The sequence below is a fragment of the Pseudomonas sp. Teo4 genome (assembly GCF_034387475.1).
Lineage (GTDB): Bacteria > Pseudomonadota > Gammaproteobacteria > Pseudomonadales > Pseudomonadaceae > Aquipseudomonas.
Genome location: NZ_JAXCIL010000001.1, coordinates 985,396 through 1,010,608 on the forward strand (window position 1 = coordinate 985,396; position 25,213 = coordinate 1,010,608).

Annotated in this window: 22 protein-coding genes; 9 read left to right on the forward strand and 13 right to left on the reverse strand. The window is 62.3% G+C overall.

Translation table 11 applies throughout. From position 1 onward, the window contains the following. Positions 1-90 precede the first annotated feature (90 nt). The 7 genes from PspTeo4_RS04735 to PspTeo4_RS04765 all read right to left on the reverse strand — a co-directional run bounded on the left by PspTeo4_RS04735 (position 91) and on the right by PspTeo4_RS04765 (position 7,974). Entirely contained in the window at positions 91-519 is a 429-nt protein-coding gene (locus PspTeo4_RS04735; protein WP_322362585.1) for a GNAT family N-acetyltransferase, read from the reverse strand. Continuing rightward, the gene (locus PspTeo4_RS04740; protein WP_322362586.1) at positions 512-1,678 is read right to left on the reverse strand and encodes a cupin domain-containing protein; all 1,167 of its coding nucleotides are present in this window, start codon (positions 1,676-1,678) and stop codon (positions 512-514) included. Before PspTeo4_RS04740 ends, PspTeo4_RS04735 begins: the two co-directional genes overlap by 8 nt. A gap of 81 nt (positions 1,679-1,759) precedes the next feature. Continuing rightward, positions 1,760-3,130 (reverse strand): adenylosuccinate lyase, encoded by a 1,371-nt coding sequence (purB, locus tag PspTeo4_RS04745; protein ID WP_322362587.1) that lies wholly within the window; start codon positions 3,128-3,130, stop codon positions 1,760-1,762. Positions 3,131-3,338: 208 nt separating this feature from the next. After that, positions 3,339-3,959, reverse strand: a complete 621-nt coding sequence (gene hflD, locus PspTeo4_RS04750) for a high frequency lysogenization protein HflD (RefSeq protein ID WP_322362588.1) — start codon at positions 3,957-3,959, stop codon at positions 3,339-3,341. After that, on the reverse strand, positions 3,956-5,080 hold the full coding sequence (gene mnmA, locus PspTeo4_RS04755) for a tRNA 2-thiouridine(34) synthase MnmA (protein ID WP_322362589.1): 1,125 nt from the start codon (positions 5,078-5,080) through the stop codon (positions 3,956-3,958). The genes hflD and mnmA overlap by 4 nt, the downstream gene beginning before the upstream one ends. 58 nt (positions 5,081-5,138) lie before the next feature. After that, positions 5,139-5,579 (reverse strand): NUDIX hydrolase, encoded by a 441-nt coding sequence (locus PspTeo4_RS04760; protein WP_322362590.1) that lies wholly within the window; start codon positions 5,577-5,579, stop codon positions 5,139-5,141. Between the two features lie 169 nt (positions 5,580-5,748). Continuing rightward, a complete protein-coding gene (locus PspTeo4_RS04765; protein WP_322362591.1) occupies positions 5,749-7,974 on the reverse strand; it encodes an NADP-dependent isocitrate dehydrogenase in 2,226 nt (741 codons plus the stop codon). A 438-nt stretch (positions 7,975-8,412) separates the two neighbouring features. Here PspTeo4_RS04765 and icd point away from each other — a divergent pair, with 438 nt between their 5' ends. Beyond that, a complete protein-coding gene (gene icd / locus PspTeo4_RS04770) occupies positions 8,413-9,669 on the forward strand; it encodes an NADP-dependent isocitrate dehydrogenase (protein WP_322362592.1) in 1,257 nt (418 codons plus the stop codon). A 269-nt stretch (positions 9,670-9,938) separates the two neighbouring features. Here the strand turns inward: icd and cspD are convergent, their stop codons facing one another. Next, positions 9,939-10,196, reverse strand: coding sequence for a cold shock domain-containing protein CspD (gene cspD, locus PspTeo4_RS04775; protein WP_322362593.1), 258 nt, complete (start codon positions 10,194-10,196; stop codon positions 9,939-9,941). A 230-nt stretch (positions 10,197-10,426) separates the two neighbouring features. Here cspD and clpS point away from each other — a divergent pair, with 230 nt between their 5' ends. Further along, entirely contained in the window at positions 10,427-10,789 is a 363-nt protein-coding gene (gene clpS / locus PspTeo4_RS04780) for an ATP-dependent Clp protease adapter ClpS (protein ID WP_013973290.1), read from the forward strand. Between the two features lie 30 nt (positions 10,790-10,819). After that, on the forward strand, positions 10,820-13,090 hold the full coding sequence (gene clpA, locus PspTeo4_RS04785; RefSeq protein ID WP_322362594.1) for an ATP-dependent Clp protease ATP-binding subunit ClpA: 2,271 nt from the start codon (positions 10,820-10,822) through the stop codon (positions 13,088-13,090). Between the two features lie 146 nt (positions 13,091-13,236). Here clpA and infA read toward each other — a convergent pair whose 3' ends face one another. From infA to aat, 3 genes are all read right to left on the reverse strand, one after another. After that, a complete protein-coding gene (gene infA, locus PspTeo4_RS04790) occupies positions 13,237-13,455 on the reverse strand; it encodes a translation initiation factor IF-1 (RefSeq protein ID WP_002553999.1) in 219 nt (72 codons plus the stop codon). A 102-nt stretch (positions 13,456-13,557) separates the two neighbouring features. Next, entirely contained in the window at positions 13,558-14,265 is a 708-nt protein-coding gene (locus tag PspTeo4_RS04795; RefSeq protein WP_322362595.1) for an arginyltransferase, read from the reverse strand. Between the two features lie 55 nt (positions 14,266-14,320). Beyond that, positions 14,321-15,001, reverse strand: a complete 681-nt coding sequence (aat, locus tag PspTeo4_RS04800) for a leucyl/phenylalanyl-tRNA--protein transferase (RefSeq protein ID WP_322362596.1) — start codon at positions 14,999-15,001, stop codon at positions 14,321-14,323. Between the two features lie 441 nt (positions 15,002-15,442). On the opposite strand from aat, the gene PspTeo4_RS04805 reads away from it, so the two are divergent. The 6 genes from PspTeo4_RS04805 (at position 15,443) to cysG (ending at position 22,997) form a co-directional block, all read left to right on the forward strand. After that, a complete protein-coding gene (locus tag PspTeo4_RS04805; protein ID WP_322362597.1) occupies positions 15,443-17,902 on the forward strand; it encodes a DNA translocase FtsK in 2,460 nt (819 codons plus the stop codon). Between the two features lie 61 nt (positions 17,903-17,963). After that, positions 17,964-18,587 carry an outer membrane lipoprotein chaperone LolA gene (gene lolA / locus PspTeo4_RS04810; protein WP_322362598.1) on the forward strand — a complete coding sequence of 208 codons (624 nt, stop codon included), beginning with the start codon at positions 17,964-17,966 and terminating at the stop codon, positions 18,585-18,587. 12 nt (positions 18,588-18,599) lie between these two features. Then, positions 18,600-19,925: a replication-associated recombination protein A gene (locus PspTeo4_RS04815; RefSeq protein ID WP_322362599.1), complete on the forward strand. Its 1,326-nt coding sequence runs from the start codon at positions 18,600-18,602 to the stop codon at positions 19,923-19,925. Next, the gene (gene crcB / locus PspTeo4_RS04820; RefSeq protein ID WP_322362600.1) at positions 19,922-20,296 is read left to right on the forward strand and encodes a fluoride efflux transporter CrcB; all 375 of its coding nucleotides are present in this window, start codon (positions 19,922-19,924) and stop codon (positions 20,294-20,296) included. Before PspTeo4_RS04815 ends, crcB begins: the two co-directional genes overlap by 4 nt. Before the next feature lie 28 nt (positions 20,297-20,324). Then, positions 20,325-21,605, forward strand: a complete 1,281-nt coding sequence (serS, locus tag PspTeo4_RS04825; protein ID WP_322362601.1) for a serine--tRNA ligase — start codon at positions 20,325-20,327, stop codon at positions 21,603-21,605. Continuing rightward, positions 21,606-22,997, forward strand: coding sequence for a siroheme synthase CysG (gene cysG, locus PspTeo4_RS04830; protein ID WP_322362602.1), 1,392 nt, complete (start codon positions 21,606-21,608; stop codon positions 22,995-22,997). 151 nt (positions 22,998-23,148) lie between these two features. On the opposite strand, the gene PspTeo4_RS04835 is transcribed toward cysG, so the two are convergent. Continuing rightward, positions 23,149-24,108 carry a glutathione S-transferase family protein gene (locus PspTeo4_RS04835; protein ID WP_322362603.1) on the reverse strand — a complete coding sequence of 320 codons (960 nt, stop codon included), beginning with the start codon at positions 24,106-24,108 and terminating at the stop codon, positions 23,149-23,151. Between the two features lie 95 nt (positions 24,109-24,203). After that, a complete protein-coding gene (locus PspTeo4_RS04840; protein WP_416196899.1) occupies positions 24,204-25,208 on the reverse strand; it encodes a glycosyl transferase family protein in 1,005 nt (334 codons plus the stop codon). Positions 25,209-25,213 lie beyond the last annotated feature (5 nt).

Below are 25,213 nucleotides of genomic sequence, written 5' to 3' on the forward strand. Positions count from 1 at the left end.
AGTACCGGCCCTATCGCCGGCAAGCCGGCTCCTACAGGTATTGCGTGTCCTGTGGGAGCTGGCTTGCCGGCGACGGGGTCGGTGCGGGTATCAAGCGCGCGAATCGCGCACCATGTCCACGTGCGGAATACCCGCCTCGAGGAACTCCTCGCTGACTACGCGAAAGCCCAAACGCTCGTAGAACGGCGTGGCATGGACCTGAGCACTGAGCATCTGTTGCTTGAGGTCGCGGTTCTGCGCCTCGACGATAACGGCCTTCATCAGGGCATCGCCGACCTTCAGTCCACGCCAGTCCTTGAGCACCGAAATGCGCCCGATGGTGCCATCGGGCAGCAGGCGGGCGGTGCCGATCGGGTAGTCGCCTTCCAGAGCCAGGAAGTGCAGAGCGTCCTGGTCCTCGGAATCGAACTCCAACTCTGGCGGAATGTGCTGTTCGGCGACGAACACCGCCTCACGAATGCGGCGGATATCGGCGTTGTCCTTGTGCCAGTCGGCCAGTCGAACGCTGATCTTATTCATTGGCAAACCCCAGGCTTCCTTGTTTGACCAGCTGCTGTACAAGCATAAGGCCATCTTCGTCCTGTAGCCACTCGCCAAGGTTGTCGATGTGCAACGCGTCGGCGGCGCAGACCAGTTTCAGCAGCTCGCGCAGTTTGGCCGGCAGCGGGCAGCTGCGGCCACTGGCGAACAGCATCAGGTCGTCGCCCAGTTCGGACCAGGCCATGCGCGCGCTCGGGTTGCGGATCAGGATGGCGCCGTCTTCCAGTGCCTCGATCAGCTCTTCTTCAGACAGCTCTTCGCCAACCACCTGTTCCGGGTAACGTGGCTCGGTCATGAATTGGCCGAACCAGGTCAGCAGCAGGTCCTTGTCGCCCATGTGCTTGTCGAGCAGGGCTTTGAGGCGGTCGAGGGCGTCGTGCTGGATCTGGTGCGGGTCGCTGGCTGGCTGGGCGTCGGCGTCGCTGTAGCGCTCTTCGTCGGGCAGGAACTGGCCGAGGAAGTCGGTGAAGTGGGTCAGCACTTCAGCGGCGCTCGGGGCGCGGAAGCCGACCGAGTAGGTCAGGCAGTCGTCCACGGCCACGCCGTAGTGGGCCAGGCGCGGCGGCAGGTACAGCATGTCGCCGGGTTCCAGGGTCCATTCGCCGCTTTGTTCGAATTCGGCGAGGATGCGCAGGTCAGCGTGCGGCAGCAGGGGGCTTTCGCTGTTGCACATCTGGCCAACTTTCCAGTTGCGCTTGCCGACGCCTTGCAGCAGGAACACGTCGTAGTTGTCGAAGTGCGGGCCGACGCTGCCACCGGGGGTGGCGAAGCTGATCATCACGTCATCGATACGCCAGCTCGGCAGGAAGCGGAAGTGCTCCAGCAATTCGGCGACTTCCGGGACGAACTGGTCGACGGCCTGCACCAGCAGGGTCCAGTCTTTCTCCGGCAGCTCGGCGAAGGTTTCTTCCTCGAACGGGCCGCGGCGCAGTTCCCACGGGTGTGCGCCGTGCTCGAGGACGATGCGCGACTCGACTTCCTCTTCCAGGGCCAGGCCAGCCAGCTCGTCAGGGTCGATCGGGCTTTCGAAGTCCGGGAATGCCTGGCGCACCAGCAGGGGCTTCTTCTGCCAGTAGTCGCGCATGAATTCGCGGGCCGAGATGCCGCCGAGCAGCTGCAGTGGAGTATCAGGATTCATGTTCAACCTATTGAAAAAACGTAATTTTCGTCCGGGAATAAAAACGCCCGGCTAAGCCGGGCGTTGAACGCGACGCTCAGCTTAGATGCGTTTTGCCTGGGCTGCCGCGTTACCGATGTAGGTAGCCGGGGTCAGCAGCTTGAGCTCGGCCTTGGCGTCGGCTGGCATGTCCAGGCCGTCGATGAAGGTCAGCAGCGCTTCAGGGGTGATGCCCTTGCCACGGGTGAGCTCTTTGAGCTTCTCGTAGGGGTTCTCGATGTTGAAACGACGCATGACGGTCTGGATCGGCTCGGCCAGAACTTCCCAGCACGCGTCCAGGTCGGCGGCGATGCGGGCTTCGTTGACTTCCAGCTTGCCGATACCTTTGAGGCTGGCCTCGTAGGCGATGACGCTGTGGGCGAAGCCTACGCCCAGGTTGCGCAGCACGGTGGAGTCGGTCAGGTCACGCTGCCAGCGGGAGATCGGCAGTTTGCTGGCCAGATGCTGGAACAGCGCGTTGGCGATACCCAGGTTGCCTTCGGAGTTTTCGAAGTCGATCGGGTTGACCTTGTGCGGCATGGTCGACGAGCCGATTTCGCCTGCGACGGTCTTCTGCTTGAAGTAGCCCAGGGAGATGTAGCCCCAGACGTCGCGGTCGAAGTCGATGAGGATGGTGTTGAAGCGGGCGATGGCGTCGAACAGCTCGGCGATGTAGTCGTGCGGCTCGATCTGGGTGGTGTACGGGTTGAACACCAGGCCCAGCTCGTCTTCGATGAAGGCGCGGGCGTTGGCTTCCCAGTCGATCTGCGAGTAGGCCGACAGGTGGGCGTTGTAGTTGCCCACGGCGCCGTTGATCTTGCCCAGCAGCGGTACGGCGGCAACCTGGGCGATCTGACGCTCCAGGCGGTACACGACGTTGGCCAGCTCTTTGCCCAGGGTGGTCGGCGAAGCCGGTTGACCGTGGGTGCGCGACAGCATCGGCACGTCGGCGTGCTGGTGGGCCAGGGCGCGGATGGCGTTGGCGATCTGGCGCATCAGCGGCAGCAGCACGTCGTCACGACCCGCGCGCAGCATCAGGGCGTGGGACAGGTTGTTGATGTCCTCGCTGGTGCAGGCGAAGTGGATGAACTCGCTGACCTTGGCCAGCTCAGGCAGCTTGGCGGCCTGCTCCTTGAGGAGGTATTCGATCGCCTTGACGTCGTGGTTGGTGGTGCGCTCGATTTCCTTGACGCGTTCAGCGTGCTCGAGCTTGAAGTCGGTGGCCAGGGTGTCCAGCAGGGCGTTGGCTTCGGCGGAGAACGCCGGCACTTCGCCGATCTGCGGGTGGGCGGCCAGACGCTGGAGCCAGCGGACTTCGACCAGGGCGCGGAAACGGATCAGGCCGTATTCGCTGAAAATAGGGCGCAGGGCCTGGGTTTTGCCGGCGTAACGGCCGTCTACAGGGGAAACCGCAGTGAGCGAAGAGAGCTGCATGGGGTGTTCTCGGACAGTCAGGCTTTTGGAAGGGCGCATATCATACATGAATTTTGCGCCCGAGTCGGGTGGCTGACCAAAGGTCGGGCCGTTAATTTCAGGGGCGCTGCGCGCCCATCGCAGGCTTTGCCAGCTCCCACCGGTGTGGGCTGGCTCTGTGGGAGCTGGCGAAGCCTGCGATGGGCTGCGCAGCAGCCCTTGGGTCGGATCAGGTGCGCATCATGTCGTACAGTTCGTTGAGCAACTTGCGCCGGCTGAACACCAGCTGCCAGCGGTGCCCGCCCAGTTGGCGCCACAGGCGCGCGGCACGGATGCCGGCCAGCAGCAGGGCGCGGATCTTCGAGGCGTTGCTGGCCTGCTGCAGGAAGCGCATGTCGCCATGCACTTGAATGCGTTGACGCAGGGTGCTCAGGGTGTCCTGGTACAAGGCTCCGCTGGATGCGATGACATTTTCATGAACCAGGCCGAAATGTTCAGCCTGCGACTGGATCTGCGGCAAGCGGTTACCGATGGTGTCGAGCAGGTCGCCACGCTTGTTCAGCTGGCGCTCCAGGCCCAGCATCGACAGGGCATAGCGCAGTGGCTCGCGCTGCAAGCTGCTGGGGTCGCGCTCCAGGGCGCCGACCAGGGCGCGGTAGCCGTCGCGCAGGTTGAGGTCGTCGCCGCCGAACACTTCCAGGGTGTCCTTGGGGTCGCGTACCAGCAGGCTGCCGAGCATGCAGCCGATGTTGGCCTCGCTGGCCTGGCCGGTGCGGGCGATGCGGTCTACCAGCACGGCGGCCTGGAACACACCGCCGAGGGCGATCAGTTGCTCCTGCAGGTTGCTCATGCGCGCGGGCTCCACGGCTCGGCCGTTTCGATCACGCCACCGCCCAGGCAGACCTCGCCGTCATAGAACACCACCGACTGGCCCGGCGTGACGGCGCGTTGCGGCTCGTCGAACACGGCGCGGTAGCCGGTTTCGGTAAGCTCCAGGGTGCATTGCTGGTCGCTCTGGCGGTAGCGCACCTTGGCGGTGAGCTTGCGTGGGCTGCTGAGGTCGATCGGGTTGACCCAGAAAATTTCCGAGGCCAGCAGGGCGCGGGAGAACAGCCAAGGGTGTTCGTTGCCCTGGCCGACCACCAGCACGTTGCGGGTCAGGTCCTTGTGCAGTACGTACCACGGCTCGTCGCTGGCGTCTTTCAGGCCACCGATGCCCAGGCCCTGGCGCTGGCCGATGGTGTGGTACATCAGGCCGTGGTGGCGGCCGATCACTTCACCGTCGGTGGTTTCGATATCGCCTGGCTGAGCCGGCAGGTACTGCTTGAGGAAGTCGCTGAAACGGCGCTCACCAATGAAGCAGATGCCGGTGGAATCCTTCTTCTTGGCCGTGGCCAGGCCATGCTTCTCGGCAATTGCGCGCACTTCGGGCTTTTCCAGTTCGCCGACCGGGAACAGGGTGCGGGCGATTTCCTTGCCGCCCACGGCGTGCAGGAAGTAGCTCTGGTCCTTGTTCGGGTCCAGCCCCTTGAGCAACTCGGTGAGCTCGCCGGTGTCGCGGCGGCGCACGTAGTGGCCGGTGGCGATCAGATCGGCGCCCAGGGATAGGGCGTAGTCGAGGAACGCCTTGAACTTGATTTCTCGGTTGCAGAGGATGTCCGGGTTGGGCGTGCGGCCGGCCTTGTACTCTTCGAGGAAATGCTCGAACACGTTGTCCCAGTATTCGGCGGCGAAGTTGGCGGTGTGCAGCTTGATGCCGATACGGTCGCACACCGCCTGGGCGTCAGCCAGGTCTTCGCGGGCGGTGCAGTATTCGGTGCCGTCGTCTTCTTCCCAGTTTTTCATGAACAGACCTTCCACCTGATAGCCCTGCTCCATGAGCAGAAGGGCGGAGACGGAAGAGTCCACGCCGCCGGACATGCCGACGATGACGCGGGTCTTGGCGGGGTCTTTGAGTGCTGGGCTGGTCATGGCTACCGATGTGTTTCAGGGGGAAAAGCGCCGATTCTATCAAACCCGCGCACGTACGTCAGTCACGCAGCAGGTCGAGGCTGTGCAATGGGCCAGCCAGGTAGTCGTCGATGCAGCGTGGCACCAGTTCGCTGCGCCAGCGAGTCGGGTCGGCCAGCAGTTCTTCGCGGGTGAGCCATACGGCGCGGACGATGTCGCTGTCCAGCGCCAGGTCGGCGTGGTGGCGCACGGGGCGAGCGGCGAAGCAGATGCGCTGGTAGGTCACGCCGTTGCTTGGGGCGGTGTAGAGGTAGATGCCGACCACGCCGGTGAGCTCGACTTCCCAGGCGGTTTCTTCGAGGGTTTCGCGCAGGGCGGCCTGGGGCAGGGTTTCGTTGGGTTCCAGGTGGCCGGCGGGCTGGTTGAAGACATGCTGGCCGGCTTTGAATTCTTCGACGAACAGGAATTTGCCTTCGTGTTCGACGATGGTGGCGACGGTGATGTGGGGTTGCCAGGTCATTTCTTGGGCTCCATGAGGCCCCTGTGGGAGCGGGTTTACCCGCGAATGCGATGTTGGCATTACCGCCGCATTCGCGGGTAAACCCGCTCCCACAGGGGCCAATCCACTTATCCAGAAAGCACAAACCCCGGTGCGTGGCCGGGGTTTGTGCTGTTACTTCAAGCGAACCTTACAGTGCGGCAATGGCGCTGTTCAGGGTCTGGCTTGGGCGCATCACCTTGGCGGTCAGCTCGGCATCAGGGGCGTAGTAGCCACCGATGTCGGCCGGCTTGCCCTGAACGGCGTTGAGCTCGGCGACGATGGTCGCCTCGTTCTCGGTCAGGGTCTTGGCCAGTGGCGCGAAGCGTGCTTGCAGCGCAGTATCGTCAGTCTGAGCGGCCAGGGCTTCAGCCCAGTACATGGTCAGGTAGAAGTGGCTGCCACGGTTGTCGATACCACCGACTTTGCGCGATGGCGACTTGTTGGTGTCCAGGAACTTGCCGGTCGCCTGGTCCAGGGTGTTGGCCAGAACTTTGGCGCGCGGGTTGTCGTAGGTGTTGCCCAGGTGCTCCAGGGAAGCGGCCAGGGCCAGGAATTCACCCAGCGAGTCCCAACGCAGGAAGTTCTCTTCGACCAGCTGCTGAACGTGCTTCGGAGCCGAACCGCCGGCGCCGGTTTCGAACAGGCCACCGCCGTTCATCAGCGGTACGATCGACAGCATCTTGGCGCTGGTGCCCAGTTCCATGATCGGGAACAGGTCGGTCAGGTAGTCGCGCAGCACGTTACCGGTGACCGAAATGGTGTCCTTGCCTTCGCGGATGCGGGCCAGGGAGAACTTGATGGCGTCGACCGGAGCCAGGACACGGATGTCCAGGCCAGTGGTGTCGTGGTCCTTCAGGTACTGTTGCACCTTCTCGATCATCACGCCGTCGTGGGCGCGAGCCGGGTCCAGCCAGAACACCGCAGGGGTGTTGCTCAGGCGGGCGCGGTTGACGGCCAGCTTGACCCAGTCCTGGATCGGGGCGTCTTTGGTCTGGCACATGCGGAAGATGTCACCGGCTTCGACGTTCTGCTCCAGAACGACTTTGCCCTTGCCATCGACCACGCGCACGACGCCGTCGGCCTTGATCTGGAAGGTCTTGTCGTGGGAGCCGTATTCTTCGGCCTTTTGCGCCATCAGGCCGACGTTCGGCACGCTGCCCATGGTGGTCGGGTCGAAGGCGCCGTTGGCCTTGCAGTCTTCGATGGTGGCCTGGTAGATACCGGCGTAGCAACGATCCGGGATGATCGCCTTGGCATCTTGCAGTTCACCGGCGGTGTTCCACATCTTGCCCGAGTCACGAATCATGGCCGGCATCGAAGCGTCGACGATGACGTCGCTCGGTACGTGCAGGTTGGTGATGCCTTTGTCGGAGTTGACCATGGCCAGGGCCGGACGCTGGGCGTACAGGGCCTGGATGTCGGCTTCGATTTCGGCCTGCTTGTCGGCAGGCAGGTCCTTGATGCGGGCGTACAGGTCGCCGATGCCGTTGTTGGCGTTGAAGCCGACTTCAGCCAGGGCTGCGGCGTGCTTGGTCAGCACGTCGTTGTAGAACTCTTCGACGATGACGCCGAACATGATCGGGTCGGAAACCTTCATCATGGTGGCTTTCAGGTGGACCGACAGCAGTACGCCGGAAGCCTTGGCATCGGCGATCTGCTCGGCGATGAAGGCCTTCAGGGCCTTGCGGCTCATGGTGGCGCAGTCGATGACTTCGGCGGCTTTGACCGCGGTCTTTTCTTTCAGCACGGTGGTGCTGCCGTCTTTGGCGACCAGCTCGATGCGCAGGCTGTCGTCAGCCTCGATCAGGGCAGCTTTTTCGCTGCCGTAGAAGTCGCCTTGGGTCATGTGGGCAACGTGCGACTGGGAGTCGGCGGCCCAGGCGCCCATCTTGTGCGGGTGCTTGCGAGCGTAGTTCTTGACCGACAGCGGCGCGCGGCGGTCGGAGTTGCCTTCGCGCAGCACCGGGTTCACGGCGCTACCCTTGATGCGGTCGTAGCGGGCGCGGGATTCTTTTTCTTCGGCGCTGGCCGGCTCGTCGGCGTAGTCAGGGATGTTGAAGCCCTTGGCTTGCAGCTCCTTGATCGCGGCCTTCAGCTGAGGAACCGAGGCGGAAATGTTCGGCAGCTTGATGATGTTGGCTTCAGGGGTGGTAGCCAGCTGGCCCAGCTCCGCCAGGTGATCGCCTACCTGCTTCTCGGCGCCCAGTTGCTCCGGGAAGGCGGCGAGGATACGGCCGGCCAGGGAGATGTCGCGGGTTTCGACGGCGATGTCAGCCGAAGCGGTGAACGCCTCGATGATCGGCAGCAGGGAATAGGTGGCGAGGGCGGGAGCTTCGTCGGTGAAGGTATAGATGATCTTGGAACGGGTGGGCATGCGGGTTAACTCTCTGTGTGCTGAGCGTGCTCGAGTCTCGTGTTGCGCAGGGTAGGCGCATCGCCCTGGCAACGCCATGAGCGGAAAGTCGAGAGGCTGCGAGCGGTGATGGTGGATGCATCAGTCGAGCGTCAAGTGCTGAGCTGCGGTAACAGCCCAGGCTTTCTGGCCAATCCAGGCCGAGGGCGAGCCGCATTTTCCAAGGGTTCGCCCCGAATGACCCTTCGGTCGCGGCGCAGTATATCAAACCAATCGGGCTATTCAGCAAGGCGAAGTGACATCGGCGCCATTTATAAGACCAAAGACGTAGGGGCAATGTGGCGAGATGCCGCAGGGCTGGGTGCTTGCAGAGGGCCAGCTTGCAGGTCGGCAGATGTGGTTTAGGCTCAGTGGATCGCACGATGTCCAATCACACCCGAAAAGCGGAGTAGTGCAAGCATGGGATACCAGAAAATCAAGGTTCCGACCGACGGCACCAAGATCACCGTCAATGCCGACCATTCGCTCAACGTTCCTGACAACCCCATCATTCCTTATATCGAAGGCGATGGTATCGGCGTGGATGTCTCGCCGGTGATGATCAAGGTGGTGGACGCCGCCGTGCAAAAAGCCTACGGCGGCAAGCGCAAGATCGCCTGGATGGAGGTGTATGCCGGTGAGAAGGCGACCCAGGTTTACGACCAGGACACCTGGCTGCCACAAGAGACGCTTGATGCGGTGCGCGATTACGTGGTGTCGATCAAAGGCCCTCTGACCACACCGGTTGGCGGTGGCATTCGTTCACTCAACGTGGCCTTGCGCCAGCAACTGGACCTGTATGTGTGCCTGCGCCCGGTACTGTGGTTCCAGGGCGTGCCCAGCCCGGTCAAGAAGCCCGGCGATGTCGACATGGTGATCTTCCGCGAGAACTCCGAGGACATTTATGCCGGTATCGAATGGAAAGCTGGTTCGCCCGAAGCCAACAAGGTGATCAAGTTCCTCAAGGAGGAAATGGGCGTCACCAAGATCCGTTTCGACCAGGATTGCGGCATCGGCGTTAAACCGGTCTCGAAGGAGGGCACCAAGCGCCTGGTGCGCAAGGCCCTGCAGTATGTGGTGGACAACGACCGTGATTCGCTGACGTTGGTGCACAAGGGCAACATCATGAAGTTCACCGAAGGGGCCTTCAAGGACTGGGGCTACGAGGTGGCGAAGGACGAGTTCGGTGCCGAGCTGCTCGACGGCGGCCCGTGGATGAAGTTCAAGAACCCCAAGACTGGCCGTGAAGTGATCGTCAAAGATGCCATCGCCGATGCCATGCTCCAGCAGATCCTGTTGCGCCCGGCCGAGTACGACGTGATCGCTACGCTCAACCTCAATGGTGACTACCTGTCCGACGCCCTGGCGGCCGAGGTGGGCGGCATCGGCATCGCGCCAGGGGCCAACCTGTCCGACACCGTGGCCATGTTCGAGGCCACCCACGGCACTGCGCCCAAGTATGCCGGGCAGGACAAGGTCAACCCGGGGTCGGTGATCCTCTCGGCCGAGATGATGCTGCGCCACATGGGCTGGACCGAGGCTGCCGACCTGATCATCAAGGGTACCAACGGCGCGATTGCGGCCAAGACCGTGACCTATGACTTCGAGCGTTTGATGGAGGGCGCGAAGCTGGTGAGCAGCTCGGGCTTTGGTGATGAGATGATCAAGCACATGTAGCGGCGCTAGCGCCGCGGGCTCTGTGGGAGTGGCTGTCTCACCGGCCTCATCGCCGGCAAGCCGGCTCCCACAGGTACTGCAATGATCTTGAGAGTGTCTCGGTCCATGTGGGAGCCGGCTTGCCGGCGATGAGGCCGGTGAGTTAACCGACGTATTCGCGGGTGAACCCGTTTCCACAGAAGCGCCGCAGGATTTGTAAGTAAACGAAAACCGGCCGCCTCCGTTAAAGAGGCGGCCGGTTCATTCGTATACCGGCAGAGCAGGGTATATCAGGCGTTCACGGTAGTGTTGGTCGTGGGCTGTGCTCCGGATGAAGTGGTGGCGCCGACGCCGCTGATGTTGACCGCGTGCAATCCCTTGGGGCCCTGGACGATCTCGAAGGTGACGGCCTGGCCAGCCTTCAGCGTTTTGTAGCCGTCCATCTGGATCGCCGAAAAGTGGGCGAAGAGATCGTCGGTTTTGCCCTCCTCATTGATGAATCCGTAGCCCTTGGCATTGTTGAACCACTTGACTTTACCGCTTGCCATCCCTATGTCCCTCTGCAAAGGACTCCATCACTGGAGTATCATCCACTTCATCCGCATACGAACCGTGCGAAAAATCTGGTTGACTGCGCGGATCTTTATCGACCACGGTGGGTTCTTATTGGTTGTAACACCGTTTTGCCGATAGTCAAGGTCACCCGGCGCGTGCGCCAATGGCGGCCTGTGCGGTCAACCCACAACCTTAACTTGTCGATCATGATGAAATTCTTTCCATGCATGCACCTAGTGAGATTCGACTAACATTCAATCAGGATCGCCCACAATCGAACGAGGACGACGGCTCAGGTCTTGCGGTTCAGGAAGCCAAGCCGATCCTGCAGGCGCCACCGATGTACAAGGTGGTTTTGTTCAACGATGACTACACGCCGATGGATTTCGTCGTCGAAGTGCTCGAAACGTTCTTCAATCTGAACCGCGAGCTGGCGACCAAGATCATGCTGACCGTCCATACCGAAGGGCGGGCAGTGTGCGGATTGTTTACCCGTGACATCGCCGAAACAAAGGCCATGCAGGTCAACCAATACGCCAGGGAAAGCCAGCATCCGCTACTCTGTGAAATCGAGAAGGACGGTTAATCGCCGACCACTTGGGTATGAGGTGAAGCTATGTTAAACCGCGAGCTCGAAGTCACCCTCAATCTGGCCTTCAAGGAGGCTCGTTCGAAACGTCATGAGTTCATGACCGTCGAACATCTGCTGCTTGCACTCCTTGACAATGAGGCTGCCGCGACCGTTCTGCGCGCCTGTGGCGCGAATCTCGACAAACTCAAGCACGACCTGCAAGAGTTCATCGACTCCACTACACCGCTGATTCCGGTCAACGATGAAGACCGTGAAACTCAGCCAACCCTGGGCTTCCAGCGCGTGCTGCAGCGCGCGGTGTTCCACGTGCAAAGCTCCGGCAAGCGCGAAGTGACCGGTGCCAACGTGCTGGTGGCGATTTTCAGCGAACAGGAAAGCCAGGCGGTGTTTCTGCTTAAACAGCAGAGCGTGGCCCGTATCGATGTGGTCAACTACATCGCCCACGGCATTTCCAAGGTGCCGGGCCATGGTTCGCACCCTGAAAACGATCAGGAAATGCAGGACGAAGAGGGCGGCGAAACGTCGGCCTCGGGCAACCCGCTGGATGCCTACGCCAGCAACCTGAACGAACTGGCCCGTGCCGGGCGTATCGACCCCTTGGTGGGGCGCGAGCAGGAGGTCGAGCGCGTTGCGCAGATCCTCGCTCGCCGTCGCAAGAACAACCCGCTGCTGGTGGGTGAGGCCGGTGTTGGCAAGACTGCCATCGCCGAAGGCCTGGCCAAGCGCATCGTCGATGGCCAGGTGCCAGACCTGTTGGCGCAAAGTGTGGTGTATTCCCTGGACCTGGGCGCGCTGCTGGCCGGTACCAAATACCGCGGCGATTTCGAAAAGCGCTTCAAGGCGCTGCTCGGTGAGTTGCGCAAGCGTCCGCAGGCCATTCTGTTCATCGACGAGATCCATACCATCATCGGTGCCGGTGCGGCGTCGGGTGGTGTGATGGATGCCTCGAACCTGCTCAAGCCGCTGTTGTCTTCGGGCGACATCCGCTGCATCGGTTCGACCACCTTCCAGGAGTTCCGTGGCATCTTCGAGAAAGACCGTGCCTTGGCGCGGCGCTTCCAGAAGGTCGATGTCTCCGAGCCGTCGGTGGAAGATACCGTGGGCATTCTGCGGGGTCTGAAAGGCCGCTTCGAAAGCCATCACAACATCGAGTACAGCGACGAAGCCTTGCGCGCCGCCGCCGAACTGGCCTCGCGCTACATCAATGACCGGCACATGCCGGACAAGGCCATCGACGTGATCGACGAGGCGGGTGCGTATCAGCGCCTGCAGCCTGAGGCGAGCCGTGTCAAACGCATTGAAGTGCCGCAGGTTGAGGATATCGTTGCCAAGATTGCACGGATTCCGCCGAAGCACGTCACCAGCTCTGATAAAGAGCTGCTGCGTAATCTTGAGCGAGACCTGAAACTGACCGTGTTCGGTCAGGACGCGGCTATCGATTCGTTGGCCACGGCGATCAAACTGTCGCGTGCTGGCCTCAAGGCGCCGGACAAGCCCGTGGGTTCGTTCCTGTTCGCTGGCCCGACCGGTGTAGGCAAGACCGAAGCGGCTCGGCAGTTGGCCAAGGCGCTGGGTGTGGAGCTGGTGCGCTTCGACATGTCCGAGTACATGGAGCGCCACACTGTGTCGCGCCTGATCGGTGCTCCACCTGGCTATGTCGGATTCGACCAGGGTGGGTTGCTGACCGAAGCGATTACCAAGCAGCCGCACTGTGTGCTGTTGCTCGATGAAATCGAGAAAGCGCATCCGGAAGTCTTCAACCTGCTGCTGCAGGTCATGGACCACGGTACGCTGACCGATAACAACGGGCGTAAGGCCGATTTCCGCAACGTGATCCTGATCATGACCACCAACGCTGGCGCCGAAACCGCCGCGCGGGCCTCGATCGGTTTCACGCACCAGGACCACGCGTCCGACGCCATGGAAGTCATCCGCAAGAGCTTCACGCCGGAGTTCCGCAACCGCCTGGACACCATCATTCAGTTTGGCCGCCTGAGCCACGAGACGATCAAGAGCATCGTCGACAAGTTCCTCATCGAACTGCAGGCGCAGCTGGAGGACAAGCGTGTGCTGTTGGAAGTCAGCGATGCCGCTCGCGGCTGGCTGGCCGCCAGTGGTTACGATGTACAGATGGGTGCGCGGCCGATGGCGCGGCTTATCCAGGACAAGATCAAGCGGCCGTTGGCCGAGGAGATCCTGTTTGGCGAGCTGGCCGAGCATGGCGGTGTGGTGCACATCGACCTGCGCGATGGCGAACTGGTGTTCGACTTCGAGACCACGGCTGAAGTGGCTTGATCGAGTAGGGCCGCTTTGCGGCCCATCGCGGCTAAAGCCGCTCCTACAGGTTTCGCAATTCCCTGTAGGAGCGGCTTTAGCCGCGATGGGGTCTTGCGGGCACAAAAAAGCCCGGCACATTGGCCGGGCTTTTTCATGGCTTGAGCTTAGCGCGCACGGTAAGTGATGCGGCCCTTGCTCAGGTCGTACGGCGTCAGTTCGACGCGGACCTTGTCGCCAGTGAGAATACGAATGTAGTTCTTGCGCATCTTTCCGGAGATGTGCGCGGTTACGACGTGCCCGTTTTCCAACTCCACGCGGAACATGGTGTTTGGCAGGGTGTCGACGACAGTACCTTCCATTTCGAAGCTGTCTTCTTTCGACATGCAGTAAAGCCCTCGGTATCCAGTGTTGGCCCGACGCATAAGTGCACCGGGCAAAAAAGTGGCGTGGATTATGCCCGATAACTGCGTGTCAAGCCAATGCTTTCAGTTGAGGGTGACCCAGCGCTGATTGATCAGCAGTTCGATGGGGCGATATTGGGTCTTGTAGTTCATCTTCTTGCAGTTCTTTATCCAATATCCAAGGTAGACGGCTTCGAGGTCCTGGCGAAGTGCTTCGGTGATTTGCCAGAGAATGGCGAAGCGCCCGAGACTGCGGCGTTCTTCGTCAGGCTCGTAGAAGGTGTACACCGCCGACAGGCCGTTGGGCAGCAGGTCGCACACCGCCACCGCCAGCAAGCGCCCCTCGAGACGGAACTCGTAGAACCAGCAGAATGGCAGGTCGCGAACCAGGAAGGTCGAGAACTGGTCGCGGCTGGGCGGGTACATATCGCCATCAGCGTGGCGGGTTTCAATGTAGCGTCGGTAAAGGTCGAAGTATTCTTCCTTGAACGCCGGGCGAGCTGCCGTCACGGTCAGGTCGGCGTTGCGCTTGAGAATACGGCGCTGCTGGCGATTGGGGATGAAGCGGGCGGCAGGAATGCGCGCCGGCACACAGGCGTTGCAGTTCTGGCAATGGGGGCGATAGAGGTGATCGCCGCTGCGGCGAAAACCCATTTCCGAAAGGTCGGCATATACATGCACGTCCATCGGCTGGCTGGGGTCGAGGAACAGCGTGGTCGCCTGCTCGTCCGGCAAGTAGCTGCAGGAGTGGGGTTGAGTGGCATAAAACTTCAACCGCGCCAGCTCTGTCATGATCAACCCCTCGGTGAGACTTTGCTTTAAGTGTAAGCCAGCTGGCAAAACTCGCCTAGGGAACCCAGCTGGCGCTGTTGGGTTGGTCGAGGTGGCGGCACAGATAGCCGGCAAATTCGGCGCGGCTGATGGCGCGGGCGCCCAGGCTGTGCAGGTGGTTGGTGGGCATCTGGCAGTCGATCAGCACGAAACCGGCCTGGCGCAGGTGATTGACCAATGTCACGAAGCCGACCTTGGATGCGTTGTCGGCGCGGCTGAACATCGATTCGCCGAAGAACAGCTGGCCCATGGCCAGGCCGTACAGGCCGCCAACCAGTTCACCGTCCTGGCGCACTTCCACCGAATGGGCGATGCCGCGTCGATGCAGTTCGACGTAAGCGGCGCGCATGGTGTCGGTGATCCAGGTGCCGTCGGCGTAGTCGCGGGGTGCGGCGCAGGCAGCGATCACACCGGGAAAATCGGTGTCGAAGCTCACCTGGTAGCGGCCTTGGCGCATCAGCTTGGCTAGCGACCTGGAAACGTGCAGTTCGTCTGGAAACAGCACGGTGCGTGGGTCGGGCGACCACCACAGAATGGGTTGGCCATCCTGGTACCACGGGAAGCAACCATGGCGGTAGGCTTGCACCAGGCGCTCGGGGCTCAAATCGCCGCCAGCGGCGAGCAGGCCGTTGGGGTCGTGCAGGGCCTTTTCCAGGGGCGGGAAGGTGAGCGAGTCGCGGGTCAGCCAGGTCAGCATGGTCTATCGTGCGGTGGGGGAGGGGAGAGGGCAGCATGGCTTGGGTGAAAAGCAGGGTCAATCTCTTTGGCTTCTTCGCGGGTAAACCCGCTCCCACAGGTGATTGGTGAATTAAAGGACCGTGCGAGACGTTGTGGGAGTGGGTTTACCCGCGAAAGCGTCCATTCAGGCACTACAGTAGGTAATTTCCTACACATTCATGTTCCCGTCGGCACCATCCAGTACATTTGCTGTCACACCTGTGCAAAAACACAGCATAAGCCTTTGTCACAAAAGAAAATGCATGCTCAAATTGCACCTATACGAAAGTCGCCCGCCAACCAGGCCATATGGCGTGCCGCCATGGCGGCAGGCGGGCAGTAATGTTAAAAGTAGTGGTTCATTGGCCAGTGACCGGCCGATCACTATTGGACGCGCAGCACGCGCAGGAATAGACGCGTTTTGAAGAAATCCACCGCAACTCCAGCCCCTTTGCCAGTCCCCCAGTGGCGGCAGCAGCTGCACTACCGCCTCAAGGAAGGTGCGTTGATCGCTGTTGGCGCCCTGTGCCTGTACCTGTGGATGGCCCTGCTGACCTACGACACCTCGGACCCTGGCTTCAGCCACACCAGCAACGTCGAGCAGGTGCAGAACGCCGCCGGGCGTGCCGGTGCCTACTTCGCCGACATCCTGTTCATGGTGCTGGGCTATTTCGCTTATATTTTCCCGCTGCTGCTGGCGATCAAGACCTGGCAGATTTTCCGTGAACGCCACCAGCCCTGGCAGTGGAGCGGCTGGCTGTTCTCCTGGCGCCTGATTGGCCTGGTGTTCCTGGTGCTCTCCGGTGCAGCGCTGGCGCATATCCATTTCCATCCACCAGAGAGCCTGCCGTTCTCGGCGGGTGGTGCCTTGGGTGAAAGCCTGGGCGACCTGGCGCGCAACCTGCTCAACGTGCAGGGCAGCACACTGATGTTCATTGCCCTGTTCCTGTTCGGCCTGACCGTGTTCACCGACCTGTCCTGGTTCAAGGTGATGGACATGACCGGCAAGATCACCCTCGACCTGTTCGAGCTGGTGCAGGGTGCGGCCAACCGTTGGTGGGAAGCACGCAATGAGCGCAAGCGCCTGGTAGCGCAACTGCGCGAGGTCGACGAGCCGAGCTTCGAGGTGGCGCCGATGGCCGCCGAGAAGCGCGAACCGGTCAAGCCGCAACAGCCGCCGCAGCCGCGTGAGCGCATCGTCGAGCGCGACGAACCCCCAGCCCGTCCGATCGTGGCGCGCGAGCCTGTGGTTGCGCGCGAGGTGCCGCGCGAGCAACCGACGGCCCCGGTGATCATTGCGCCGACTCCGGCCAAGGCGCCGGAACCGAGCAAGCGGGTGATGAAGGAAAAACAGGCGCCGCTGTTCGTCGACAGCGGCTTGGAAGGCACCTTGCCGTCCATTTCCATCCTCGACCCGGCCGAACAGAAAAAGATCGAGTACTCGCCAGAGTCCCTGGCCAGCGTCGGCCAGTTGCTGGAAATCAAACTCAAGGAATTTGGCGTGGAAGTGTCGGTGGACTCGATCCACCCAGGCCCGGTCATTACCCGTTACGAGATCCAGCCAGCGGCCGGGGTCAAGGTCAGCCGTATCGCCAACCTGGCCAAGGACCTTGCGCGTTCCCTGGCGGTGACCAGTGTGCGTGTGGTCGAGGTGATTCCAGGCAAGACCACCGTGGGTATCGAGATCCCCAACGAGAATCGGCAGATGGTGCGTTTCTCCGAGGTGCTGGCCACGCCGCAGTACGACGAGCAGAAGTCGCCGGTCACCCTGGCCCTGGGCCACGACATCGGTGGCAAGCCGGTGATCACCGACCTGGCCAAGATGCCTCACCTGCTGGTGGCCGGTACCACGGGTTCCGGTAAGTCGGTGGGCGTGAACGCGATGATTCTGTCGATTCTGTTCAAGTCCAGCCCGGAAGACGCACGACTGATCATGATCGACCCGAAAATGCTTGAGCTGTCGATCTACGAAGGTATCCCGCACCTGCTCTGCCCAGTGGTCACCGACATGAAGGATGCCGCCAACGCCCTGCGCTGGAGCGTGGCCGAAATGGAGCGGCGCTACAAACTGATGGCGGCCATGGGCGTGCGTAACCTGGCTGGCTTCAACCGCAAGATCAAGGACGCCCAGGAAGCAGGCGAGATCATTCACGACCCGCTGTACCGTCGCGAGAGCATGGACGACGAGCCGCCGGCGCTGAAGACCCTGCCCACCATCGTGGTGGTCGTCGACGAGTTCGCCGACATGATGATGATTGTCGGCAAGAAGGTCGAAGAGCTGATTGCCCGCATCGCCCAGAAGGCGCGTGCCGCGGGCATTCACCTGATCCTCGCAACCCAGCGCCCATCGGTGGACGTGATCACCGGCCTGATCAAGGCCAACATCCCGACGCGGATGGCGTTCCAGGTGTCGAGCAAGATCGACTCGCGGACCATCATCGATCAGGGTGGCGCCGAGCAGTTGCTGGGCCACGGTGACATGCTCTACATGCCGCCGGGCACCAGCCTGCCGATTCGCGTGCATGGCGCGTTCGTCTCCGACGATGAAGTGCACCGTACGGTGGAGGCCTGGAAGCTGCGAGGGGCCCCGGACTACAACGATGACATCCTCAACGGCGTCGAAGAGGCCGGCAGCGGCTTCGAAGGCGGCGGTGGCGGCGGTGACGGCGACGATTCGGAAAGCGATGCCCTGTATGATGAGGCCGTGCAGTTCGTGCTGGAGAGCCGTCGCGCCTCCATCTCGGCGGTGCAGCGCAAGCTGAAGATCGGTTACAACCGCGCCGCGCGGATGATCGAAGCGATGGAAATGGCCGGTGTCGTTACCCCGATGAACAGCAATGGCTCCCGCGAAGTGATTGCCCCGGGCGGCCCACGCGATTGATCACACCTTGCCGGGTGCCAACGGTGGCACCCGGCCTATTCAATGCTCAATGAGGATTCCCATGCGCGCGATTCGCATGCTGTTGGTTTCTGCCCTGACTCTGGGCTCCCTGTCGGCTTACGCCGGCGAGCAGGATGTACAACGCCTGACCCAGTTGCTGGAGAAGTCGCAGACCATCGAAGCCAACTTCTCCCAGCTGACCCTGGATGCCGGCGGCACCAGCCTGCAGGAAACCAGCGGCAAGATGACGGTAAAACGCCCGGGCCTGTTCTACTGGCACACCGATGCGCCCCAGGAACAGGTGGTGGTGTCTGACGGCAAGAACGTCACCCTGTGGGACCCGGACCTTGAGCAGGCGACCATCAAGAAGCTCGACGTGCGTCTGAACCAGACCCCGGCGTTGCTGCTGTCGGGTGATGTGTCGAAAATCAGCCAGAGCTTCGATATCACCTCCAAGGAGCAGGGTGACGTGATGGACTTCACCTTGAAGCCCAAGACCAAGGACACCCTGTTCGACTCCCTGCGCATTTCCTTCCGCAAGGGCCTGGTCAACGACATGCAGCTGATCGACAGTGTCGGCCAGCGGACCAACATCCTGTTCAACGGGGTGAAGGCCAACCAGGCGGTACCGGACAGCAAGTTCAAGTTCGACGTCCCGAAAGGCGCGGACATCATCAAAGAGTAACCAGAGCCCGCCATGGACCTGTTTCGAAGCGAACCCGTCGCCCAGCCCCTGGCCGCCCGTCTGCGCCCGTCGAACCTGGACGAGTACGTCGGCCAGGAGCACCTGCTGGCGCGCGGCAAGCCGCTACGTGAGGCACTGGAGCAGGGTGCCCTGCACTCGATGATCTTCTGGGGACCGCCCGGGGTGGGCAAGACCACCCTGGCGCGGTTGCTGGCGCAGTTCTGCGATGCCCATTTCGAGACCGTTTCGGCGGTACTGGCCGGGGTCAAGGAAATCCGCCAGGCGGTGGAAGTCGCCAAGCAGCAGGCCGGGCAGTATGGCCGACGCACGATTTTGTTCGTCGACGAAGTGCACCGCTTCAACAAGTCCCAGCAGGATGCCTTCTTGCCCTATGTGGAAGATGGCACGCTGATTTTCATCGGTGCCACCACCGAAAACCCGTCCTTCGAGTTGAACAACGCCTTGCTCTCGCGGGCACGGGTGTATGTACTCAAGAGCCTGGACGAAGCGGCGCTGCGCAAGCTGGTCGACCGTGCGCTGAGTGAAGAACGTGGGCTGGGCAAGCGCAACCTGCAGGTTGGCGATGAGGCCTTCAAGATGCTCATGGCGGCCGCCGACGGCGATGGCCGACGCATGCTCAACTTCCTCGAAAACGCCTCGGACCTGGCCGAAGATGGCGGCGAAATCGGCGTCGAACTGTTGCAGAGCCTGCTCGGTGACAGCCGCCGCCGTTTCGACAAGGGCGGCGAGGCCTTCTACGACCAGATTTCGGCATTGCACAAATCGGTGCGTGGCTCCAACCCCGACGGTGCCCTGTATTGGTTCGCCCGCATGCTCGATGGCGGCTGCGACCCGCTGTACATCGCCCGCCGCGTGGTGCGCATGGCCAGCGAAGACATCGGCAACGCCGACCCTCGGGCCTTGAGCTTGTGCCTGGCGGCCTGGGATGTACAGGAGCGCCTGGGCAGCCCCGAGGGCGAGCTGGCGGTAGCCCAGGCCATCACCTACGTTGCCTGTGCGCCAAAGAGTAATGCCGTCTACATGGGCTTCAAGACAGCCCTGCGCGAGGCTGCAGAGCATGGTTCGCTGGAGGTGCCGCTGCACCTGCGCAACGCCCCGACCAAACTGATGAAACAACTGGGCTATGGCGAGGAATATCGCTACGCCCACGATGAACCCGATGCCTACGCGGCGGGCGAAGATTATTTCCCCGAGCAGCTTGAACCTCGCCAGTATTACCAGCCCGTACCGCGCGGCCTGGAACTGAAAATCGGCGAAAAGCTGCGCCACCTGGCCGAACTGGACCGCAACAGCCCCCGGCAGCGGAGAAAACCATGATTGCACTCATTGCCGCCGTCAGTGCAGGCGGCATTTCCGGCACACTGCTGCGTTTCGCCACCGCCAACTGGGTATCGGCCCACTGGCCACGGCACTTCTACATCGGTACGCTGGCGGTCAACCTGGTGGGCTGCCTGCTGATCGGCCTGCTCTACGGCCTTTTTCTGCACAAGCCCCTGGCGCCGGTCGAGCTGCGTGCCGGGCTTATTGTCGGCTTCCTGGGCGGCCTGACGACTTTTTCCTCCTTTTCGCTCGATACCGTGCGCCTCATGGAAAGCGGGCAAGTACCCCTCGCCTTGGGCTATACCGGTATTAGCGTGGTGGGCGGCCTGCTCGCAACCTGGGCCGGCCTGTCCCTGACCCGATTCTGAACCAACCTACACATAACGAGAGAACGATATGCTCGATGCCAAACTGTTACGCGGCCAACTTCAGGAAGTGGCGGATCGCCTGGCCTCCCGTGGCTTCAGCCTGGATGTCGCGCGCATCGAATCACTGGAAGAACGCCGCAAGGCGGTGCAGACCCGTACCGAGCAACTGCAAGCCGAGCGTAATGCCCGCTCCAAGTCCATTGGCCAGGCCAAGGCCAAGGGCGAGGACATTGCGCCGCTGATGGCCGATGTGGAGCGCATGGCCAATGAGCTGGCCGCCGGCAAGGCCGAGCTGGATGGCATCCAGGCTGAGCTGGACGGCATTCTCCTGACCATCCCCAACCTGCCGGACGCCAGCGTACCGGTCGGCGCCAGCGAAGACGACAACGTCGAAGTGCGCCGCTGGGGGACGCCAAACGCGTTCGATTTTGAAATCAAGGACCACGTGGCCTTGGGCGAAATCAGCCAGGGCCTGGACTTCGAAGCCGCAGCCAAACTGTCCGGCGCCCGCTTCGCCGTGCTGCGTGGCCCGATTGCCCGTCTGCACCGCGCCCTGGCGCAGTTCATGATCAACCTGCACACCGGCGAGCACGGCTACGAGGAACACTACACCCCGTACATGGTGCAAGCCCCGGCCCTGCAAGGTACCGGCCAGCTGCCGAAGTTCGAGGAAGACCTGTTCAAGATCAGCCGCGAAGGCGAAGCCGACTTCTACCTGATCCCGACCGCCGAAGTGTCGCTGACCAACCTGGTGGCCGACCAGATCCTCGACGCCAAGCAGCTGCCGCTCAAGCTGGTTGCCCACACCCCGTGCTTCCGCAGCGAAGCGGGCGCCTCGGGTCGCGACACCCGCGGCATGATCCGCCAGCACCAGTTCGACAAGGTCGAGATGGTTCAGATCGTCGAGCCGTCCAAGTCCATGGAAGCGCTGGAAGGCCTGACCGCCAACGCCGAGCGTGTACTGCAACTGCTGGAGCTGCCATACCGCGTACTGGCCCTGTGCACCGGCGACATGGGCTTCGGTGCCGTGAAGACCTACGACCTCGAAGTGTGGGTGCCTAGCCAGGACAAGTACCGCGAAATCAGCTCCTGCTCGAACTGCGGTGACTTCCAGGCCCGCCGCATGCAGGCGCGCTGGCGCAACCCGGAAACCGGCAAGCCGGAGCTGGTGCATACCCTCAACGGCTCGGGTCTGGCGGTCGGCCGTACCCTGGTGGCTGTGCTGGAAAACTACCAGCAAGCCGACGGCTCGATTCGTGTGCCGGAAGTGCTGAAGCCTTACATGGGTGGTGTCGAGGTCATCCGCTAAATGGATTTCCTGCCACTGTTCCACAAGCTGCAAGGCGGTCGTGTACTGGTCGTCGGCGGTGGTGAGATCGCTTTGCGCAAAGCGCGCCTGCTGGCCGATGCCGGCGCCGCGCTGCGGGTGGTTGCGCCCGAGGTCGACAGCCAGCTGGCCGCACTGGCCAGTGAAGGTGGCGGCGAGGTGCAGGTGCGTGGCTATCGTGTGAGTGACCTGGACGGATGCCGGCTGGTCATTGCGGCAACCGATGACGCCGGGCTCAATGCCCAGGTCTCGGCCGACGCCCAGGCGCGAAGCCTGCCGGTCAACGTGGTGGACGCACCGGCCCTGTGCACGGTGATCTTCCCGGCGATCGTCGACCGCTCACCCTTGGTGGTGGCGGTCTCCAGCGGCGGCGACGCCCCAGTGCTGGCGCGGTTGATCCGCGCCAAGCTGGAAGCCTGGATTCCGTCGGCCTATGGCGAACTGGCCGGCTTGGCAGCGCGCTTCCGAGACAAGGTCAAAGCCTTGTACCCGGACGTCAACCAGCGCCGCGGCTTTTGGGAGAACGTGTTCCAAGGCCCGATTGCCGAGCGTCAGTTGGCCGGGCAGGGTGCCGAGGCCGAGCGCCTGTTGCAGGCCATGGTCGAAGGCGCGCCGGTTCAGCAGGGTGGCGAGGTGTATCTGGTGGGCGCTGGGCCGGGTGATCCGGACTTGCTGACCTTCCGCGCCTTGCGCCTGATGCAGCAGGCCGACGTTGTGCTGTACGACCGACTGGTGGCTCCGGCGATCATCGAGATGTGCCGGCGCGACGCCGAGCGCATCTACGTGGGCAAGCGCCGCGCCGACCATGCCGTGCCGCAGGACCAGATCAACCGCCTGCTGGTCGACCTTGCCCGCCAGGGCAAGCGCGTGCTGCGGTTGAAGGGGGGCGACCCGTTCATCTTCGGCCGAGGTGGCGAGGAGATCGAGGAGCTGGCTGAGGAAGGTATCCCGTTCCAGGTGGTGCCTGGCATCACCGCGGCCAGTGGTTGTTCCGCTTACGGCGGCATTCCGCTGACTCACCGTGACTACGCGCAATCGGTGCGCTTCGTCACCGGCCACCTGAAGGATGGCACCAGCAACCTGCCGTGGGATGACCTGGTGGCACCGGCCCAGACCCTGGTGTTCTACATGGGGCTGGTGGGGTTGCCGACCATCTGTGCCGAGCTGATTCGCCATGGCCGTGCGGCCAGCACCCCGGCGGCATTGGTGCAGCAGGGGACTACGCGTAATCAGCGGGTGTTTACCGGGACCTTGGCCGACCTGCCGGACCTGGTGGCCCAGCATGAAGTGCATGCGCCGACCCTGGTGATTGTTGGGGAGGTGGTGCAGTTGCGGGAGAAGCTGGCCTGGTTTGAAGGGGCGCAACAGGGCTGAGGTGTTTGGGGCCGCTTTGCGCCCCATCGCAGGCTTCGCCAGCTCCCACGGATTTGGACTGCCCCCAGGAATCCAACCCTTGGGGGCAGCCCAGATAACTCTGTGGGAGCTGGCGAAGCCTGCGATGGGGCGCAAAGCGGCCCCGATTACTTCAAACCTTCCAGATACCCTTGCCCACCAACCGCTCCCGATCATGCGGCAGGCTGAAGTCCTGCAGCGGCCCCTTGGGTACGATGCCCGTGGGGTTGATGGTCTTGTGGCTCATGTAATAGTGCTTCTGGATGTGCTCCATGTTCACCGTCTGCGCAACGCCCGGCCACTGGTACAGTTCGCGCAGCCAGTTGGACAGGTTCGGGTAGTCGGCCAGGCGGCGCAGGTTGCACTTGAAGTGGCCATGGTAAACCGCATCGAAGCGCACCAGCGTGGTGAACAGGCGTACGTCGGCTTCGGTCAGGTACTCGCCTGCCAGGTAACGCTGGCGGCTGAGCAGTTCTTCCAGGTAGTCCAGCTCGTTGAACACGTCGTCGAACGCAGCCTCATAGGCATCTTGCGTGGTGGCGAAGCCTGCGCGATAAACGCCATTGTTGACCGCTGGGTAGATACGCGCGTTCAGCGCCTCGATAGTTGGACGCAGCGGCTCGGGGTACAGGTCCAACTGGTTGCCGGTCAGTTCGTTGAACGCCGAGTTGAAGATGCGGATGATCTCGGAAGACTCGTTGTTGACGATGCGTTTTTCCTGCTTGTCCCACAGCACGGGCACGGTCACCCGGCCGGTGTAGTGCGGATCGTCCTGGGTATAGCGTTGGTGCAGGTAGCTCAGCGCATCGAGGTGGTCCCCAGTGGAGCCGTTCTGCACGTCGAACGTCCAACCCTGCTCGCCCATCAGCCAGCTCACCACCGACACGTCAATCAGCGGCTCCAGCCCTTTGAGGGCGCGGACAATCAAGGTGCGGTGCGCCCATGGGCAGGCCAGCGAGACATACAGGTGGTAACGGCCGGCTTCAGGGGCGGGCAGTGCGTTGCGGCGTTGGGCGTTTTCACGCTTGAAGGCGCCATCCTTGCCGTTTTCATACCACTGGTCGTGCCAGCGGCCGTCGATCAAAAGGCCCATGCTGAGCTCCTTGGAACAAAAGTGTTTGTCGTTGGAGCCCAGTCTAGGTGAAAACGTTCGAATAAATAGCGCAAAGACTGGGGGTAATTAATCGACTAAATCGATTTGTTTCGTGCATCCCAGTACTGTCGAGCGGTTTCGAAGGCTTCGTCCCGCGTTTGTCCCAGCCCCCGCAACGCCAGGGCCATGGTCGCCACCACGGCCATTTCGCCATAACTGTCCTGCGCCTTGCCCTGCCATACCGCCAGCAGCTGTTCGGGCTGCAGGCTAGGTGGCTTCACATGGCGGCGTTCGCTCAGTGCGGGCCATTCTTCGTCCCAGGCCTCACTTGCAGAGGTGCCATACAGGTGGCTGATGACGTCGGGGTTGACCTCGATTTCGCCACCATCGCCCTTGATCACCACAGCATGGTCGCCGAGCAGGCGGCTGGCCTCTCGGTGCACGGCCTGGTAGCCGGGGTGGAAGATGCTCTGCAGGCCGCAGCGGGCGCCCAAGGGATTCAACACCCGGGCCAGGGAGTGAATGGGTGAACGCAAGCCAAGGGTGTTGCGCAGGTCGATCATGCGCTGCAGCTGAGGCGCCCAGTCTTGCAGGGGGATGAACGCCAGTTGGTGCTGGTCCAGGGCAGTGCCCACCGCCGTCCAGTCGCGGCACAGCGGAATCTGCAGCAGGTCGAGCAGTTGCTCGGTGTACAGGCGTCCGCCGGTATGGGCGCCGCCGCCGTGCAGCAGAATGCGTACGCCGTTGTTGGCCAGGCATTTGGCCGACAGCAGGAACCAAGGCAGGTGCCGCTTCTTGCCGGCATAGCTTGGCCAGTCCAGGTCGACACTGATTTTCGGCGCTTGCAACTGGGCACGCAGAGCCTCGGTGAAACCGGCCAGTTCTTCGGCGCTTTCTTCCTTGTGCCGCAGTAGCATGAGGAAGGCGCCCAGCTGGGTGTCTTCGACCTTGCCTTCGAGCAGCAGGGTCATGGCGGCCCGTGCTTCCTCGCGGGTCAGGCTACGGGCGCCGCGTTTGCCCTTGCCAAGGATTCGCACGAACTCGGCGAACGGGTGCTCGGCCGGGGTTTCCAGGGTCAGTGGGCGCGGGCTGTTGGTCATCGGCT